General features: G+C 69.3%; 12 protein-coding genes. 10 read left to right on the top strand and 2 right to left on the bottom strand.

Going from position 1 to position 16,512, the window contains the following annotated elements; translation table 11 throughout:
- The first annotated feature begins 101 nt into the window (after positions 1-101).
- The 5 genes from rpoC to greA all read left to right on the top strand — a co-directional run bounded on the left by rpoC (position 102) and on the right by greA (position 8,054).
- The gene (rpoC, locus tag ACYCO6_RS28825; protein WP_459765734.1) at positions 102-4,310 is read left to right on the top strand and encodes a DNA-directed RNA polymerase subunit beta'; all 4,209 of its coding nucleotides are present in this window, start codon (positions 102-104) and stop codon (positions 4,308-4,310) included.
- A gap of 269 nt (positions 4,311-4,579) precedes the next feature.
- Positions 4,580-5,677 carry a cell wall hydrolase gene (locus ACYCO6_RS28820; protein WP_459773773.1) on the top strand — a complete coding sequence of 366 codons (1,098 nt, stop codon included), beginning with the start codon at positions 4,580-4,582 and terminating at the stop codon, positions 5,675-5,677.
- 219 nt (positions 5,678-5,896) lie between these two features.
- A complete protein-coding gene (locus tag ACYCO6_RS28815; RefSeq protein WP_459765732.1) occupies positions 5,897-6,478 on the top strand; it encodes a hypothetical protein in 582 nt (193 codons plus the stop codon).
- Positions 6,479-6,545: 67 nt separating this feature from the next.
- Positions 6,546-7,532, top strand: a complete 987-nt coding sequence (gene acuI / locus ACYCO6_RS28810; RefSeq protein ID WP_459765730.1) for an acrylyl-CoA reductase (NADPH) — start codon at positions 6,546-6,548, stop codon at positions 7,530-7,532.
- Positions 7,533-7,580: 48 nt separating this feature from the next.
- Positions 7,581-8,054: a transcription elongation factor GreA gene (gene greA / locus ACYCO6_RS28805; RefSeq protein WP_459765728.1), complete on the top strand. Its 474-nt coding sequence runs from the start codon at positions 7,581-7,583 to the stop codon at positions 8,052-8,054.
- Between the two features lie 6 nt (positions 8,055-8,060).
- On the opposite strand, the gene ACYCO6_RS28800 is transcribed toward greA, so the two are convergent.
- Positions 8,061-8,933, bottom strand: a complete 873-nt coding sequence (locus ACYCO6_RS28800) for a LysR family transcriptional regulator (protein WP_459765726.1) — start codon at positions 8,931-8,933, stop codon at positions 8,061-8,063.
- Between the two features lie 137 nt (positions 8,934-9,070).
- Between ACYCO6_RS28800 and wrbA the strand changes: the two genes are divergently transcribed.
- The gene (gene wrbA / locus ACYCO6_RS28795; protein WP_459765724.1) at positions 9,071-9,667 is read left to right on the top strand and encodes an NAD(P)H:quinone oxidoreductase; all 597 of its coding nucleotides are present in this window, start codon (positions 9,071-9,073) and stop codon (positions 9,665-9,667) included.
- 139 nt (positions 9,668-9,806) lie between these two features.
- Here wrbA and ACYCO6_RS28790 read toward each other — a convergent pair whose 3' ends face one another.
- Positions 9,807-10,805 carry an L-threonylcarbamoyladenylate synthase gene (locus tag ACYCO6_RS28790; RefSeq protein WP_459765722.1) on the bottom strand — a complete coding sequence of 333 codons (999 nt, stop codon included), beginning with the start codon at positions 10,803-10,805 and terminating at the stop codon, positions 9,807-9,809.
- Positions 10,806-10,938: 133 nt separating this feature from the next.
- Here ACYCO6_RS28790 and ACYCO6_RS28785 point away from each other — a divergent pair, with 133 nt between their 5' ends.
- From ACYCO6_RS28785 to ACYCO6_RS28770, 4 genes are all read left to right on the top strand, one after another.
- Positions 10,939-12,678: an acyl-CoA dehydrogenase gene (locus ACYCO6_RS28785; RefSeq protein ID WP_459765720.1), complete on the top strand. Its 1,740-nt coding sequence runs from the start codon at positions 10,939-10,941 to the stop codon at positions 12,676-12,678.
- Between the two features lie 10 nt (positions 12,679-12,688).
- Positions 12,689-13,456, top strand: a complete 768-nt coding sequence (locus tag ACYCO6_RS28780; protein WP_459765717.1) for an enoyl-CoA hydratase-related protein — start codon at positions 12,689-12,691, stop codon at positions 13,454-13,456.
- A gap of 32 nt (positions 13,457-13,488) precedes the next feature.
- Positions 13,489-14,295 carry an SDR family NAD(P)-dependent oxidoreductase gene (locus tag ACYCO6_RS28775; protein ID WP_459773772.1) on the top strand — a complete coding sequence of 269 codons (807 nt, stop codon included), beginning with the start codon at positions 13,489-13,491 and terminating at the stop codon, positions 14,293-14,295.
- 247 nt (positions 14,296-14,542) lie between these two features.
- Complete coding sequence (locus tag ACYCO6_RS28770; RefSeq protein WP_459765715.1) at positions 14,543-16,228, top strand: B12-binding domain-containing radical SAM protein; 1,686 nt, start codon at positions 14,543-14,545, stop codon at positions 16,226-16,228.
- The last annotated feature ends 284 nt before the right edge of the window (positions 16,229-16,512 follow it).

The raw sequence follows: 16,512 nt of genomic DNA, 5'->3' as shown, positions 1-16,512 counted from the left end.
TTCGACGACGGTGAGCAGCGCCCGCTCGGGGCGCGGCGCCGGATCTTTTTCAGGACGCGGTGGCCCGGCGCGGGGCTGCCGGCGTCAACAAGGAGTGGATCATGAACCAAGAGGTCATGAACCTTTTCAACCAGCAGACTCAGCCGGTCAGCTTCGACCAGATCAAGATCTCGATCTCGTCCCCGGAGAAGATCCTCTCCTGGTCGTACGGCGAGATCAAGAAGCCCGAGACCATCAACTACCGGACCTTCAAGCCCGAGCGCGACGGCCTGTTCTGCGCGCGCATCTTCGGGCCGATCAAGGACTACGAGTGCTTGTGCGGCAAGTACAAGCGCATGAAGTACAAGGGCGTCATCTGTGAGAAGTGCGGCGTCGAGGTCACCCTCGCGCGCGTCCGGCGCGACCGCATGGGCCATATCGAGCTGGCCGCCCCCGTCGCGCATATCTGGTTCCTGAAGTCGCTGCCCTCGCGCATCGGCCTGCTGCTCGACATGGCGCTCAAGGACCTTGAGCGGATTCTGTACTTCGAGTCGTACTGCGTCATCGAGCCGGGCCTCACCCCTTTGAAGGAGCGTCAGCTCCTGTCGGAGGAGGAGTACCTGCGCGCGCAGGAGGAGTACGGCGAGGACAGCTTCACCGCCATGATCGGCGCCGAGGCCATCCGGCGCATCCTGCAGGAGCTCGACCTCGACAAGATCGCCAACGATCTGCGCGAGGAGATCGCCGTCACCACCTCGGAGCTGAAGCCCAAGAAGCTCCTGAAGCGCCTCAAGATCATCGAGGCCTTCCAGCAGTCCGGCAACAAGCCGGAATGGATGATCCTCACGGTCGTCCCCGTGATCCCGCCGGACCTGCGCCCGCTGGTCCCGCTGGATGGCGGCCGCTTCGCGACCTCCGACCTCAACGACCTGTACCGCCGCGTCATCAATCGCAACAACCGCCTGAAGCGGCTGATCGAGCTGCGCGCGCCCGACATCATCATCCGCAACGAGAAGCGGATGCTGCAGGAGGCCGTCGACGCCCTGTTCGACAACGGCCGACGCGGCCGCGTGATCACGGGCGCCAACAAGCGGCCGCTGAAGTCGCTCGCCGACATGCTGAAGGGCAAGCAGGGCCGGTTCCGCCAGAACCTGCTCGGCAAGCGCGTCGACTACTCGGGCCGCTCGGTCATCGTGGTCGGCCCGGAGCTCAAGCTGCACCAGTGCGGCCTGCCCAAGAAGATGGCGCTGGAGCTGTTCAAGCCGTTCATCTACGCGCGCCTCGACGCCAAGGGCTTCTCGGCCACCGTCAAGCAGGCCAAGAAGCTCGTGGAGAAGGAGAAGCCGGAGGTCTGGGACATCCTCGATGAGGTGATCCGCGAGCACCCGGTGATGCTGAACCGCGCGCCGACGCTCCACCGCCTCGGCATCCAGGCCTTCGAGCCGAAGCTGATCGAGGGCAAGGCGATCCAGCTGCACCCGCTGGTCTGCGCCGCGTTCAACGCCGACTTCGACGGCGACCAGATGGCCGTCCACGTCCCGCTGTCGCTCGAGGCGCAGCTGGAAGCGCGCGTCCTGATGATGTCGACGAACAACATCCTGCACCCGGCCAACGGTCAGCCGATCATCGTGCCGTCGCAGGACATCGTTCTCGGCCTCTACTATCTGTCGATCGTGGCCGAGGGTGCGCCGGGCGAGTACACGCCGGGCAACTCCAAGAACCCGATGCAGGGCGTCTACGGCGACATGGGCGAGCTGGAGCACGCCCTGGCCGCCAAGGCCGTGTCGCTGCACTCGAAGATCAAGTGGCGCTGGACCGGCATCGGCCCGGACGGCGAGCCCCTGACCAAGACCTACGACACCACCCCGGGTCGCGTGATCCTCTCCGGCGCGCTGCCGAAGCACGCCAAGGTGCCCTTCGACGTCGTCAACAAGCTGATGACCAAGAAGGAGATCTCGGCGATGATCGACACCGTCTACCGCCATTGCGGTCAGAAGGAGTCGGTGATCTTCTGCGACCGGATCATGGCGCTGGGCTTCACCCACGCGTTCAAGGCCGGCATCTCGTTCGGCAAGGACGACATGGTCGTGCCGGAGAACAAGTGGTCGATCGTCGACACGACCCGCGCGCTCGTGAAGGATTACGAGCAGCAGTACAACGACGGCCTGATCACCCAGGGCGAGAAGTACAACAAGGTGGTCGATGCCTGGGCCAAGTGCTCGGACAAGCTGGCCGCTGAGATGATGGGCCGCATCTCCAGCGTCCAGAAGGACGAGCACGGTGCGGACAAGCAGGTCAACTCGATCTACATGATGAGCCACTCGGGTGCCCGTGGCTCGCCTGCCCAGATGAAGCAGCTCGCGGCGATGCGCGGCCTCATGGCCAAGCCGTCGGGCGAGATCATCGAGACACCGATCATCTCGAACTTCAAGGAAGGCCTGGACGTGCTGGAGTACTTCAACTCCACGCACGGTGCCCGTAAGGGCCTCGCCGACACCGCCCTGAAGACCGCCAACTCCGGCTACCTGACCCGCCGCCTCGTCGACGTGGCACAGGACGCGGTGATCCGCGAGGTGGATTGCGGCACGACGAGCGGCATCAAGATGCGCGCCATCGTGGATGCCGGCCAGGTCGTGGCGACGCTCGCCACCCGCATTCTCGGCCGCGCCGCGGCCGAGGATCTCGTGGCGGCCGACGGCACGGTGATCGTCAAGACCGGCGAGACCATCGAGGAGAAGCACCTGCCGGCGATCAACGCCGCTGGCATCCAGGAGGTGAAGATCCGCTCGGTGCTGGTCTGCGCCACCAAGAGCGGCGTCTGCGCCACCTGCTACGGGCGCGACCTCGCCCGCGGCACGCCCGTCAACATGGGCGAGGCCGTCGGCGTCATCGCGGCGCAGTCGATCGGCGAGCCGGGCACGCAGCTCACGATGCGCACCTTCCACATCGGTGGTGCGGCCCAGATCGCCGACTCCTCCTTCATCGAGTCGAGCTTCGAGGGCACGATCAAGATCCGCAACCGGGCGATCGCCAAGAACTCGGACGGGGATCTGATCGCCACCGGCCGCAACGTGGCGGTGGTCATCGTCGGGGCCGATGGGGTTGAGCGGGCGGTCCACCGCCTGCAGTACGGCGCCAAGCTCCGGGTCGACGAGGGTGACAAGATCAAGCGCGGGCAGCGGATTGCCGAGTGGGATCCCTACACCCGTCCGATCCTCACCGAGGTCGACGGCATCGTGGCCTACGAGGATCTGGTCGACGGCCAGTCCATGACCGAGACCACCGACGAGTCGACCGGTATCGCCAAGCGCGTCGTCGTCGACTGGCGCGGCTCGGCCCGGACGTCGGACCTGAAGCCCGCAATGGTCGTCGTCGACCGGGACGGCAAGGCGCTCAAGCTGCCCCGCGGCTCGGATGCCCGCTACTTCCTGCCGGTCGATGCCATCATCGGCTTCGACCCGGGCGCGCAGGTGAAGGCCGGCGACATCCTGGCCCGCGTCTCGACCGACTCGGCCAAGACCCGCGACATCACCGGCGGTCTGCCGCGGGTGGCGGAGCTGTTCGAGGCAAGGCGTCCGAAGGATGCGGCGATCATCGCCGAGAAGTCGGGCACCATCGCGTTCGGCCGCGACTACAAGAACAAGCGTCGGCTCACGCTGACGCCGCATGACGGCTCGGAGGCGGTCGAATACCTGATCCCGAAGGGCAAGCACATCCACCTGCAGGACGGGGACGTGGTGGAGCTCGGCGACTACATCGTCGACGGAAACCCGGCGCCGCACGACATCCTGGCGATCAAGGGCGTGGAAGAACTCGCGGCCTACCTCGTCAACGAGATCCAGGAGGTCTACCGGCTGCAGGGCGTGTCGATCAACGACAAGCACATCGAGGTGATCGTCCGTCAGATGCTGCAGAAGGTCGAGGTGACCGACGGCGGCGACTCGGACATCCTCTCGGGTGACCAGATCGATCGGACCGAGCTGACCGAGTACAACGAGAAGCTGCTCGCGGAAGGCAAGAAGCCGATCCAGGGCGTTCCGGTCCTGCTCGGCATCACCAAGGCGTCGCTGCAGACGAAGTCGTTCATCTCGGCGGCCTCGTTCCAGGAGACCACCCGCGTCCTCACCGAGGCGGCTGTCAACGGCAAGGTCGACACCCTGGAAGGCCTGAAGGAGAACGTCATCGTCGGCTCGCTGATCCCGGCGGGCACCGGCTCGATGGTGGCGGACATCCGGGCGATCGCCCGCCGCCGCGACGCGCTCATCCTGCAGCAGAAGCAGGCCGAGAGCGGTGCGATGCCGGTCGAGGAGCTTCCGCCCGCCGCCGAGTAAGGTTTCGGGCAGACTTGAGATGAGAGAGGGCGGTCTTCGGGCCGCCCTTTTTCGTGGCCGGCCTCCGAACCGGGACGCCGCCCGCGGCACAGACTTAACCGGGGCTCAACCATACCGGGCGATAAATCCCGGCCGGCCGCAGAAACACCCTGGAAACGGGGAGGATGGGGCCGGTTCAGGGGCATCGGTACAGGTCTGGCGTCGTGGGCACGAGACGAGGACGACGGGAATCGGGTCTGCGCTGGCTCTCGGCGGCCATGACGCCCTGGATGGTCGGGCTCGGCCTCCTGGTGTCGTTCACGGCCGATGCCGGCACGGAGAACGCCATCGGATCGAGCCGGCTCGCGGTGATCGACGCCGATACCGTCCTGCCCCTGCCGCCCGGCACGCTCCTGATCGGCTCCGCCCTGCGGCGCCTGAGCGACGAGCCGCCCCAGGCGGTGTTCAAGACCGGTGCCCACGTGTTTCCGGTGGTGCAGCGGGCCGGCAAGGGTAATCCGGCTCAGCCGCCGGCCGAGAGCTTCGCTCGCCGGGCCGCGAGTCTCCGGGAGACCGGTGGCGCCCTGGTGTTCGGCGACGTGACTGGCAGCGTCAGCGGCGTGCTGACCCAGGGTTCGGCGATCTGGGATCCGGAGTCCGAGCCGGAGGCCGCCTTCGTGCCGGTGCCTGATCTCGGCCTGACCACCGGCGCCGGCAGCGCCGCCTCGACCGGGGAGGGAACCGCCGACTTGACGGAAGATGGCGGTCCCGAGCGCTTCGACGGCTCGACCCCGCCGGTGCCCCGGGCCGTCGCCCTGTCATCCACCACGCCGGCGCCCGCGGACGCGATCCCCGTCGAAGTCGCGGCCGCGAGCCTCGCCCTGCCCGATTTCGCGGGCCGGCTTGGGGCGGGCGACAGCGCCCAGCCGGTTCCGGAGGATGCCCGCCGGCGCTACGCCGACCTTATCGACCCGGACGCTCTCGGCAAGGAGCAGCGCTGCCTGTCGGAGGCCGTCTACTTCGAGGCCCGGAGCGAGCCCGAGGCGGGGCAGGCCGCCGTCGCGCAGGTGGTGCTGAACCGCGTCAAGAGCGGCCTCTATCCGAGCAGCGTCTGCGGCGTCGTCTACCAGAACCGGCACCATTACATGGGCTGCCAGTTCTCCTTCGCCTGCGAGGGCAAGTCCCTGCGCATCACCGATGCCGGCGCCTGGGAGACGGCCACACGCATCGCGCGCTCGGTGATCGAGGGCCGGACCTATCTGGCCGAGGTCGGCGCCGCCACCCACTACCATGCGGATTACGTGCGGCCGGGTTGGGCACGCCGCCTGCGCAAGATGGATGTGATCGGCCGGCATATCTTCTACCAGCTCAAGCCCGGACAGACGTGACACAGCCCGCGGCCGTCCCGACTTCATAAGCGATCCTGTTCGCGTTCTGAATAATTCTACCTAGGTAGGCGGCGACTAAGCAGTCGAAATCGAGGGTTAATTTTACCCTCGTTTCCGATAATGCTTGCGCGCTGGGCAACGAGTCTGGCCTCTGGTGCGTCGAGACGGGCGCCGCCTTTCGCGCGGCGTCTCGCCAGTATTGCGTACCAGAGGACGTCTATGACCGTGCCGGTCGCTCGCACCACCTTTCTCGCCGCCGCTCTCGGCGGCCTGCTGTTCGCCGCACCGGCCCAGGCCGGCGGCTGCTACGGCACCGCATGCTACCGCCACGTCGTCACGCCGCCGGTCTACGACACCGTGCAGGAGAACGTCCTGGTCCGTCCGCCGCGCACGGTCTACCGCACCGTCCCGCCGGTCTACGAGACCGTGTCCGAGCGCGTGATGGTCTCGCCCGGCGGTCGGTTCTGGCAGACGAGCCGCGGTCCCGGCGGCGAACTGATCGGCTGCTGGGTCACCACGCCGCCGCGCTTCGCGGTGCGCACCCGGACCGTGCTGGTGCGTCCGGCGCAGTCCATCCCCGAGACGATCCCGCCGGAATACGCCACCGTGAGCCGGCGCGTCCTCGTGGCGCCGGCCCGCGCCGGCTGGGTGCCGGTCAGTGGCTACGGCTACCGTCCCGTCGCCTATGGCGGTCCTGTGGTCGGCTCGATCCCGGACGCACTCGGCATCACCGGCGCCAGCTCGTCCGACACTGGTGTCGCCCTCGGCTTCTCCTACGGCAGCCAGTACGAAGGGTACTGATCCGACCCCGGCCGCCTTGATTCCGGACGTCCCGGCGACACCTCACCGCGCGACACGGGAGGTGACGATGGGGACGTTCAAGGCCTGGGTGGTCGAGAGGAACGAGGCCGGCCAGAGCCTCGCGTTCCGGGATTTCGACGAAGACGACCTGATGGACGGCGACGTCACCGTGCGGGTGACGCACTCGACCCTGAACTACAAGGACGGCCTCGCGCTTACTGGCAAGTCGCCGGTGGTGCGCCGCTTTCCGATGATCCCCGGCATCGACTTCTCGGGGACCGTCGAAGCTTCGGACCATCCCGCGTACAAGCCGGGCGACGCGGTGGTCCTCACTGGCTGGGGCGTCGGCGAGACGCATCTCGGCGCCTACGCGCAGCGCGCCCGGGTCAGAGGCGACTGGCTGGTGCCGCTGCCCCAGGGCCTCACCGCCGAGCAGGCCATGGCGATCGGGACCGCAGGCTACACCGCAATGCTATGCTGCATGGCGCTGGATGATCACGGGGTCACGCCCGAGCACGGCCCGGTGATCGTCACCGGCGCTTCGGGCGGTGTCGGCTCCGTGGCGGTGACGCTGCTCGCGCGAGCCGGCTGGCACGTGATCGCCTCCACCGGCCGGGACGGCGAGGCCGATTATCTGAGAGGCCTCGGTGCCGCCGAGATCCTCGACCGGGCCGAGCTGTCGAAGCCCGGCAAGCCCCTGGGCAAGGAGCGCTGGGCGGCGGGCGTGGACGCGGTGGGCTCGACGACGCTGGCCAACGTGCTCGCCATGACCAAGGCCGACGGCGCCGTCGCCGCCTGTGGGCTGGCCCAGGGCATGGACCTGCCGACGTCGGTGGCGCCATTCATCCTGCGCGGTGTCTCGCTCCTGGGAATCAACAGCGTCACCACCCCTCAGACGAAGCGGCGCGCGGCCTGGGCGCGGCTCGCCCGCGACCTCGACCTTCGCAAACTCGCCTCCATGACGAGCCGGGTCCGCCTGGAGGAGGTCGGCCAGCTCGGGGAGAAGATCCTGGCCGGCAAGGTCCGGGGGCGGATCGTGGTGGACGTCGGCTAGATCTGGAAGGCGCGGAACCTTCGCCGTTGCAGCGGCGTTTCGTTCTTTATGAGCGTCGCATTCGTCAAAGAGCCCGAGGGTGGGGAAGCGTTCGAGAATCTGCCCGACCGGCCGATCTCGCCCCATCCCAACTTCGTGACCCCGGAGGGGCTGGCCCAGATCGAGGCCGAGGTCGCTCGCCTGGAGAAGGAGGTTGCCTCCCTGGATCGCGCCGACAAGGCCGAGGATTCCCGGATCGGGCGCGACCTGCGCTACTGGACGGCGCGCAAGAACACCGCGCAGCTCGTGGAGCCCAAGAGGGGCGACACGGTGCATTTCGGCGCCACCGTCACGGTAGTCCGCGAGGACGAGTCCGGGAAGGAGACTCGGCAGACCTTCCGGATCGTCGGGGAGGACGAGGCCGATCCGCACAAGGGGTCGATCTCCTACGTGGCGCCGCTCGCCCGGGCGATTACCGGCAAGAAGGTCGGCGATGTGGTCGAGGTCAACGGCCACGAGGTCGAGGTGGTCGAGATCCGCTGACCCGGGTCACCGGCCTTCGAAGCGCGGCCGCAGGGGCAGGATCGCTTCGGCGACATGATCCATGAAGACCCGGACCCGTGCCGCATGCCGCAGGTCCGGGTGTGTCAGTGCCCAGAGATCGGTTCCGAGTTCCGGATGCGGACCCGAGATTCGGCGCAGGATGGGGTCGGCATCGGCCCCGAAGCACGGCAGCGGGCCGATGCCGAGTCCGGCCGCGATCGCCGTATCGAGTCCCGTCACCGTGTTGATCCGCAGCCCGATCCGTTCGGCCGGCGCCCGCGATTCCACGAACCGCGCGAACAATCCGCCCGCCACGGTCGGGCCGGGACTGACCCAGGTTGCCTGCGTGAGGTCGCGGTAATCCTGCTCGGCCCGGCCGTAGACGGCCCATGCGATGCCGGTAAGCCGTCGCCCGACCAGGGTCTCGCTCGGGTCGCGGCTCGCGCGGATCGCCACGTCGGCGTCCCGGCGCGACAGATTCAGCGCCTCCTCGGCGAGGATCAGGTCGACGCGGATCTCCGGGTAGCGCGCCCGGAAGGCCGAGAGGATCGGCATGAGGAGGCTCGTTGCAAAGCTGGTCGGCGCCGTCACGCGCAACTCGCCGGACGGTGTCTCGCCCCGGCCAGCCATCGCACGCGCGAATTGCGTGACGTCCGTCTCGATCCGGTTCGCGGCCTCGATCATCATCCGGCCGGCAGGAGTCGGCACGTAGCCGGTGCGCAGGCGCTCAAACAGGCGCACGTCGAGCCGGGTCTCGAGCGCCCCGAGGCGCCGGAAAGCGGTCGAGTGGTTGATTCCGAGCTGTGCCGCGGCCGCCGTGAGGCCACCCCGGTCGGCCACTGCCTTGACGAACCGGAACTCGTCCCAGTCGAGCGACACGCGGATCCTTGCATCTATGCAAAGGCATTCTTGCACCCCAGGGCATTCTTGCAAGATGCAAAACGCGCGATGGAGACATCATCGCGCCGCCGGATGATCCGGCCGGCCGTCCGAGACGACAGACGGGAGATCACCGCATGGCCAAGGTTCTGGTGCTGTACTACTCGACCTACGGACACGTGGAGCAGATGGCCTACGCCGTCGCCGAGGGAGCTCGCGAGGCCGGGGCCGAGGTCGTCGTGAAGCGTGTGCCGGAGCTGGTGCCGGAGGAGATCGCCCGGCAGAACCACTTCAAGCTCGACCAGGCCGCACCGGTGGCCACCGTCGACGAACTCGCCCATTACGACGCGATCATCTTCGGCACGCCGACCCGCTACGGCAACATGGCCTCGCAGATGAAGCAGTTCATCGACCAGACCGGCGGCCTCTGGATGAAGGGCGCGCTGGTCGGCAAGGTCGGCTCGGTCTTCACCTCGACGGCCTCCCAGCATGGCGGCCAGGAGACCACGCTGACGAGCTTCCACACGGTGCTGTTCCACCACGGCATGGTGGTGGTGGGGCTTCCCTACAGCTTCCAGGGGCAGGCCGGTGTCGAGGCGGTCAAGGGCAACACGCCTTACGGCGCCAGCACCATCGCGGATGGCGACGGCTCCCGCCGGCCGAGTGCCGTGGAACTGGAGGGAGCCCGCTTCCAGGGACGCCACGTCGCCGGTATCGCGACGAAGCTGGCTTGATGCCGAAAGCTCAAGAAAAAAGGCTCGGATTGCTCCGAGCCTGAAAGGGAAAAGGCCATTGGGGGCTGAGAAGGCCTTTGTGATCAATAAACGGGTGGCGGCCAGGTCTGTTCCGCTGCCGGCGAAAAAAACCGCACCCTTATCGGGGGGCGGCGGCCCGGGCGAGGCGGTCGCGGATCGCCTCGCCAAGACCCTCCGGGGGGATCGGTGCCACCGCGATGGTGGTGGCTCCCGAAGCGTCGAGCTCGCGCAGGGCCCCGAACAGGCGGGCCGCCGCTTCGGCCAAGTCTCCGGTCGGGCTCAGGTTCAGCGCGGCGCGCGCCCGCGCGAGGCCCCTCGGCGGGGCGTTTCCGAACAGCAGCGCCGCCTCGTCGGCTTCGATGCTCTTCGCGTCGAGGCGCACGCGCGCTTGGGGTGCGTAGTGCGAGGCGAGCATGCCCGGTCCCACCGGCCGGTCGGGATCGAGGGCCAGGGGTGATTCCGGGTCGAGGTCCAGGACGTCGCGGAGTGCCGCGCGGGTGATTCCGCCCGGCCGCAGCAACCGCGGCGCGCCGCCGAGACAGGCCACCACAGTCGATTCGACGCCCACCTTCGTGTCGCCGCCGTCGAGAACCGCCGCGATCCGGCCTGCTAGGTCGTCGAGAACATGGCGCGCCCGGGTCGGGCTGACGCGTCCCGAGCGATTGGCCGAGGGTGCCGCCACCGGCCGGCCGACCGCGGCCAGCAGAGCCTGAGCGAGCGGGTGCGCGGGCACCCGCAGGGCAACGCTCGGCAGCCCGGCGCGGGCAAGATCGCAGACGCGCGTGCCCGGATGGGCCGGCACCACGAGGGTCAGCGGGCCTGGCCAGAAGGCTTCCGCGAGGCGGCGCGCATGGGTGTCGAACACGCCTTGCGCCCGCGCGGCATCCGCGTCGGCCAAGTGGGAGATCAGCGGGTTGAAGCGCGGTCGCTCTTTGGCGGCGAAAATCCGCGCCACCGCGGTGGGATCCGTGGCGTCCGCCCCGAGCCCGTAGACCGTCTCGGTGGGGAAGGCCACGAGGCCGCCGGCCCGCAGGATCGCGGCGGCCTCGGCGAGGCCGGCCGCGTCGGGTTCGAGCCGCCGGGTCGCGGCCGGGACCGTTGACCCGGGATCATTCATGCGGGAAGCCGTCTCCGAGGTGATGGCGGCGCCTGCATCGCGCGCCTATCCTCGGGCCGCCGTAGACCCGCTGCCCGGGCGCGGTCAAACCGGTCCCGGATCGAACGGGCGGATCGAGACGAGGGAGGATCGTATGAGTTACCGGGCCCCGGTCGCCGAGATGCTGTTCACCCTTCGGCACGTGGCCGGGCTCGATGCGGTCGATCCCGAGGATGCCGAGGCGATCCTGACCGAGGCCGGGCGGATCGCCGGCGCGGTGATCGCGCCGCTCAACCGCACCGGCGACCGGCACGGCACGCCCTTCGCCGACGGGCGCGTCACCACCCCGCCGGGCTGGCGGGAAGCCTACCGGACCTTCACGGAGGGCGGCTGGAACGGGCTCTCGGCTGAGGCCGATTGCGGCGGTCAGGGCCTGCCGAAGCTGATCGAGGCCGCCTGCACGGAGATGTGGAACGGCGCCAACCTCGCCTTCGGCCTCTGCCCGCTCCTGACCCAGGGCGGCATCGAGGCCCTGGCGGCCCACGGCTCCGACGAGCTGAAGACGCGCTACCTCGAGAAACTCGTCTCGGGGGAATGGCCCGCGACCATGAACCTGACCGAGCCGCAGGCCGGCTCCGACCTCGCCCTGCTGCGGAGCCGGGCCGAGCCCGCGGGCGACGGCACCTACCGGATCACCGGCTCGAAGATCTACATCACCTACGGCGAGCACGATCTCTCGGACAACATCGTCCACCTCGTGCTGGCGCGGCTGCCCGATGCTCCCGCCGGCACCCGGGGCATCTCCCTGTTCCTCGTCCCGAAGGTGCTGCCGGACGGCTCCCGCAACGACCTGCGCTGTTCCGGGATCGAGCACAAGCTCGGCATCCACGCCTCCCCGACCTGCTCCATGGCCTTCGGCGACCACGGCGGCGCCACGGGCTGGCTGATCGGGCAGGAGAACAAGGGCCTCGCCTGCATGTTCACGATGATGAACGCGGCGCGGCTCGGTGTCGGCCTGCAGGGCGTCGGCATCGCCGAGGCCGCGACGCAGCGGGCGCTCGCCTACGCGCAGGAGCGCCGGCAGGGCCGGGCCGTCGGCGGCGGCGAGGCGACGAGCCCGATCATCGCGCATCCGGACGTGCAGCGCATGCTGCTCACCATGAAGGCCTACACCGCCGCGGCGCGTGGCATCTGCTATCTCACCGCCGCCGCTCTCGACGCGGCGAAGGGGCCGGAGGGACAGGTGGCCCTCGACCGCGCCTCCCTGCTGACGCCGGTGGCGAAGGCCTTCTCCACGGATCTCGCCAACGAGGTGACCTCGCTGGGCGTTCAGGTCCATGGGGGCATGGGCTTCGTGGAGGAGACCGGCGCGGCGCAACTCATGCGCGATGCCCGCATCCTCGGCATCTACGAGGGCACCAACGGCATCCAGGCCATCGACCTCACCGCCCGCAAGCTGCCGCTGAACGGCGGCGCCACCGCCCGGTCGCAGATCGCCTGGATGCGCCGAGCCGCGGAGGGCCTGCTCAAGGCGTCCGATCCCGCCTTCGGCCACATGGCGGCGCGGCTGCGGGACGGGATCGGCAGCCTCGACCGGGCGACCAGCCACCAGCTCGCCGCGCTCGCCTCCAACCGCCCGGAGGCGGCGCTCGCCGGGGCGACCCCGTATCTGCGCCTGTTCGGCCTGGCCCTCGGCGGCGCCTGCCTCGCCCGGAGCGCGCTCGCCGCGAGCGCCGCCCTGAAGGCCGGGGAGACCGATCCGGCCCATGCCGCCCGCATCGCGCTCGCCCGGTTCTACGCCGAGAACTTGCTGACGGCGGCCGGCGGCCTGGAGCAGAGCGTGGTGGCGGGCGGCGCCTTCACGGACGACGCCGCGCTGGCACTGGCGGTTTGAGGGGATCCACATGGCCGACACGGTCGCGATCACGGATCTCGGAGGCGGCGTCCGCCTGATCACCCTGAACCGCCCGGAGAAGAAGAACGCGCTCACGGGCGCGATGTACGACGCCATGCGTGAGGCCCTGGCGGAGGCCGACGCGGCGGACCGGATCGGCGCCGTGGTGTTCGCCGGGCAGCCGGGGATCTTCAGCGCCGGCAACGACCTCGCGGACTTCATGGGCCACGCCGGAGACGGGTTCAGCGGCTCGCCGGCGCTCGCTTTCATCCGCCAGCTCGCCCGGACGCGCACCCCCATGGTAGCGGCGGTCGACGGGATCGCCGTGGGCATCGGCGCGACCCTGTGCCTGCATTGCGACCTCGTCTACGCGAGCCCGGCGGCGCGGCTGCGCATGCCCTTCGTGGAACTCGGCCTCGTGCCGGAGGCGGCGTCGAGCTACCTGCTGCCCCTGCGGGTCGGCCGGCTGAAGGCGACCGAGCTGCTCCTCCTGTCGCGACCGCTCGACGCCGACGAGGCGCAGGCGCTGGGCCTCGTCAACGCCGTTCTGCCGGCCGACATGATGCTGGAGCAGGCGATCGCCGAGGCCACGCGGCTCGCCGCCCTGCCGCGCGGGGCGCTGACGGCGTCGCGCGCGCTGATCCGGGGCGACCAGGCGCGGGTCGAGGCCGCGCTTGAGGCGGAGGCCGAGGCGTTCGACGCGCAGCTGCGCTCGCCGGAATCGCAGGAGCGCCTCGCCGCCTTCCTGTCGCGGTCGAAACCCGCCTCCTCGGCGTGAGCACGCCCGACCTGTCGCAGAAGATCTGCCTCGTGGCGGGCGCCTCACGGGGCGTCGGGCGGGGTCTCGCCCGGGCTTTGGGGGAGGCGGGGGCCACGGTGATCGTCACCGCCCGGTCCAGCGAGACCGGTGCGCGCACCGAGATGCGGTCCGAGGCGATCGAGGACACCGCCCGCTTGGTCGATGCCGCCGGCGGGCGCGGGCACCATTACCTCTGCGATCACCGCTCTGAGCGCGCCACCGACACGATGGTGCATTGGGTGCTGCGCCGCTTCGGCCGGATCGACGTGGCGGCCTGCAGCGTCTGGGGCGGCAACGAGGGCTATGACGGCGAGCGCTACCCGGACGGGGCCGGCTGGGGCACGCCGTTCTGGCGCCGCTCGGTCGAGCCGTATCTCGGCTTCCTGCAGAGTGGCCCCCTGCCTGCGCTGCTGCTCGCCCGCGCCGTCGCCCCGCCCATGGTGGCGGCACGCGCGGGCCTGATCGCGCTGGTCTCCTTCGGCACCGAGGAGTACCTCGGCGATGTCTTCTACGATTCCGCCAAGGCCGCCACCAACCGGCTGGCCCTGGCCTTCGCCCGGGAGCTCGCGCCGCACGGCGTCACCGCCCTCGGCCTCTCGCCGGGCTTCGTCGCTACCGAGCGGGCGCGCGACCTCGGGCAGGACGAACAGGCCACCGAGAGCCCCCTCTATGCCGGCCGGGCTCTCGCCGCGCTCGCCGCCGACCCGGACGTCGCCGCCCGTGCCGGCACGGTGCTGCACGCGGGCGACCTCGCCCGGGTCTACGGTTTCACCGATGCCGATGGGACGCAGCCGGCGCGTTTCCGGGTCGGACCGTGACGGGGCCGCGCCGCACGCTTGTCGCTGAAATGGCGCAGCGTCGCGACAATCGAACCGGACCCGGCAGCCGGGCCGCGCCACGGCCTTGATTAATCGATCCCGAGCGGGCGTCGTGTCGCGACAGCCGATCCGAATTGCTGCGGGAGCGAAAAACGGCCTCAATTCGCCCGCAGGTCAGGGATCGATCCTGTGCCCGGCTCAATCTCGATCGGGCCGGGGCGGCACGTGTGGAACGAGGGAAACTGGCATGTCGGATGCGAACACGGCCCCGCGCGTGCTGATGGTGTTTCCGAAGTTCTACGAAAACTCGATGTGGAACTTCAAAGAGGCCATGGAGCTGCAGGGCGCCCGCGCGCCCGCGCCCCCGCTCGGCCTGATCACGCTGGCCGCGATGCTGCCGCCGGCCTGGCAGGTGAAGCTGATCAATCGCAACTGCGAGGAGCTCACGGACGCGGAGATCCAGGCGGCCGACCTCGTGATGACCGGCGGCATGCTGCCTCAGGAGCCGGATTGTCTCGTCGTCATCGACCGCTGCGTCGCGCTCGGCACCCCGGTCTGCGTCGGCGGCCCCGCGCCGACCTCGACGCCCGAGGTCTACGACAAGGCCGATTTCCTGGTGCTGGGCGAGGCCGAGGGCATCCTCGACACCTTCGTGGCCGCCTGGGAGGCGGGTGAGCGCCGCGGCCGCTTCACGGCCGAGAAGTTCAAGGCGGACGTCACCAAGAGCCCGATCCCGCGCTTCGACCTCCTGACCTTCAGCCACTACCTCTATATCGGCGTCCAGTTCTCGCGCGGCTGCCCGTTCACCTGCGAGTTCTGCGACATCATCGAGCTCTACGGCCGCGCGCCGCGCACCAAGACCACGCCGCAGATGCTGGCCGAACTCGATCGGCTGTACAGCCTCGGCTACCGTGGCCATGTCGACTTCGTCGACGACAACCTGATCGGCAACAAGAAGGCGATCAAGCTGTTCCTGCCGCACCTGATCAAGTGGCAGGAGGCGCACGGCTACCCGTTCAAGTTCTCCACCGAGGCCTCGCTGAACCTCGCGGACGACGAGGAACTGCTCGGGATGATGCGGGACGCGAACTTCTTCGCCCTGTTTACCGGGATCGAGACGCCCGACGAGGCGACCCTTATCCAGACCCAGAAGAAGCAGAACACCAAGCGGTCCATCGCCGACAGCGTGCACAAGCTGTACGAGAACGGTATGTTCGTCACGGCCGGCTTCATCGTCGGCTTCGACACCGAGAAGGACAGCATCAGCAAGGCGATGTCGCTCTGCATCAGCCAGACCGGCATCCCGATCGCCATGGTCGGCCTGCTCTTTGCGCTGCCGAACACGCAGCTGTCGCGGCGCCTGCGCAAGGAGGGTCGCCTCTACGAGAACTATGCCCTGACCACCGCCGACCAAGGCGACCAGTGCACGCAGGGCCTCAACTTCGTGACCCTGCGGCCGCAGCGCGACGTGCTGGCCGATTACCGGGACGTCCTTCAGGAGATCTATGACCCGGCGAACTTCTTCGACCGGGTTCGGGTCGTCGCGCGGCGGGTGAAGCGGCCGAAATTCGCCGCGCACAAGGTCAATTGGCGGCACGTCGCCCACGACCTCTGGTCGCTGGCCCGGGTGTGCTGGCGGATGACCGTGCGGCGTCCGGAACTCGCCAAGCACTTCTGGAGCGTGTTCCTGGAGACCGCCCGCCGCAACCCGGCCGCCCTGGAGGCCGTGGTCACCAACATGGTGCTGTACCTGCACGTCTACCCGTTCTCGCGCTACGTCATCCGCGAGATCAACGGCCGGATCGCCGATCTCGACGCCGGCCGCTGGGTGCAGCCGCCGGTCCTGGCTCCTGACGAGTCCGGCTGCAAGGCGCCGCCGGTCGGCAAGGTTGTGGCCAAGACGGAGGTCAAGCACCTCGCAGCGGTGGCGTGAACGCAGAGCCGGTACGAGGCGGCTCATCCAACCCAACGCCCTCATCCTGGGGTGCGGCGAAGCTGCCTCGAAGGAGCCTTTCATAAGGCGCACGATCCTTGGAAGCCTCCGGTGCGTCCGCTGCGCGCACGCATCGGAGGATGAGGGTGTTGGACCGTAGATCCGTACGCCGGCAGCGTCACCGCAGCTCGCCGGGGCGCGGCCATTTCCGAAACCGCGCGGCGCTTGCGGGCGCAGCCCGGGGGCCTTAGCTGATCGCCCGCGAGGCCACGTCCTCCCCCCGG

It is taken from the genome of Methylobacterium sp. CM6257, assembly GCF_054611515.1.
The sequence above is the reverse complement of the archived record's forward strand: the minus strand, read 5'-3'. Positions and strand labels throughout refer to the sequence as shown.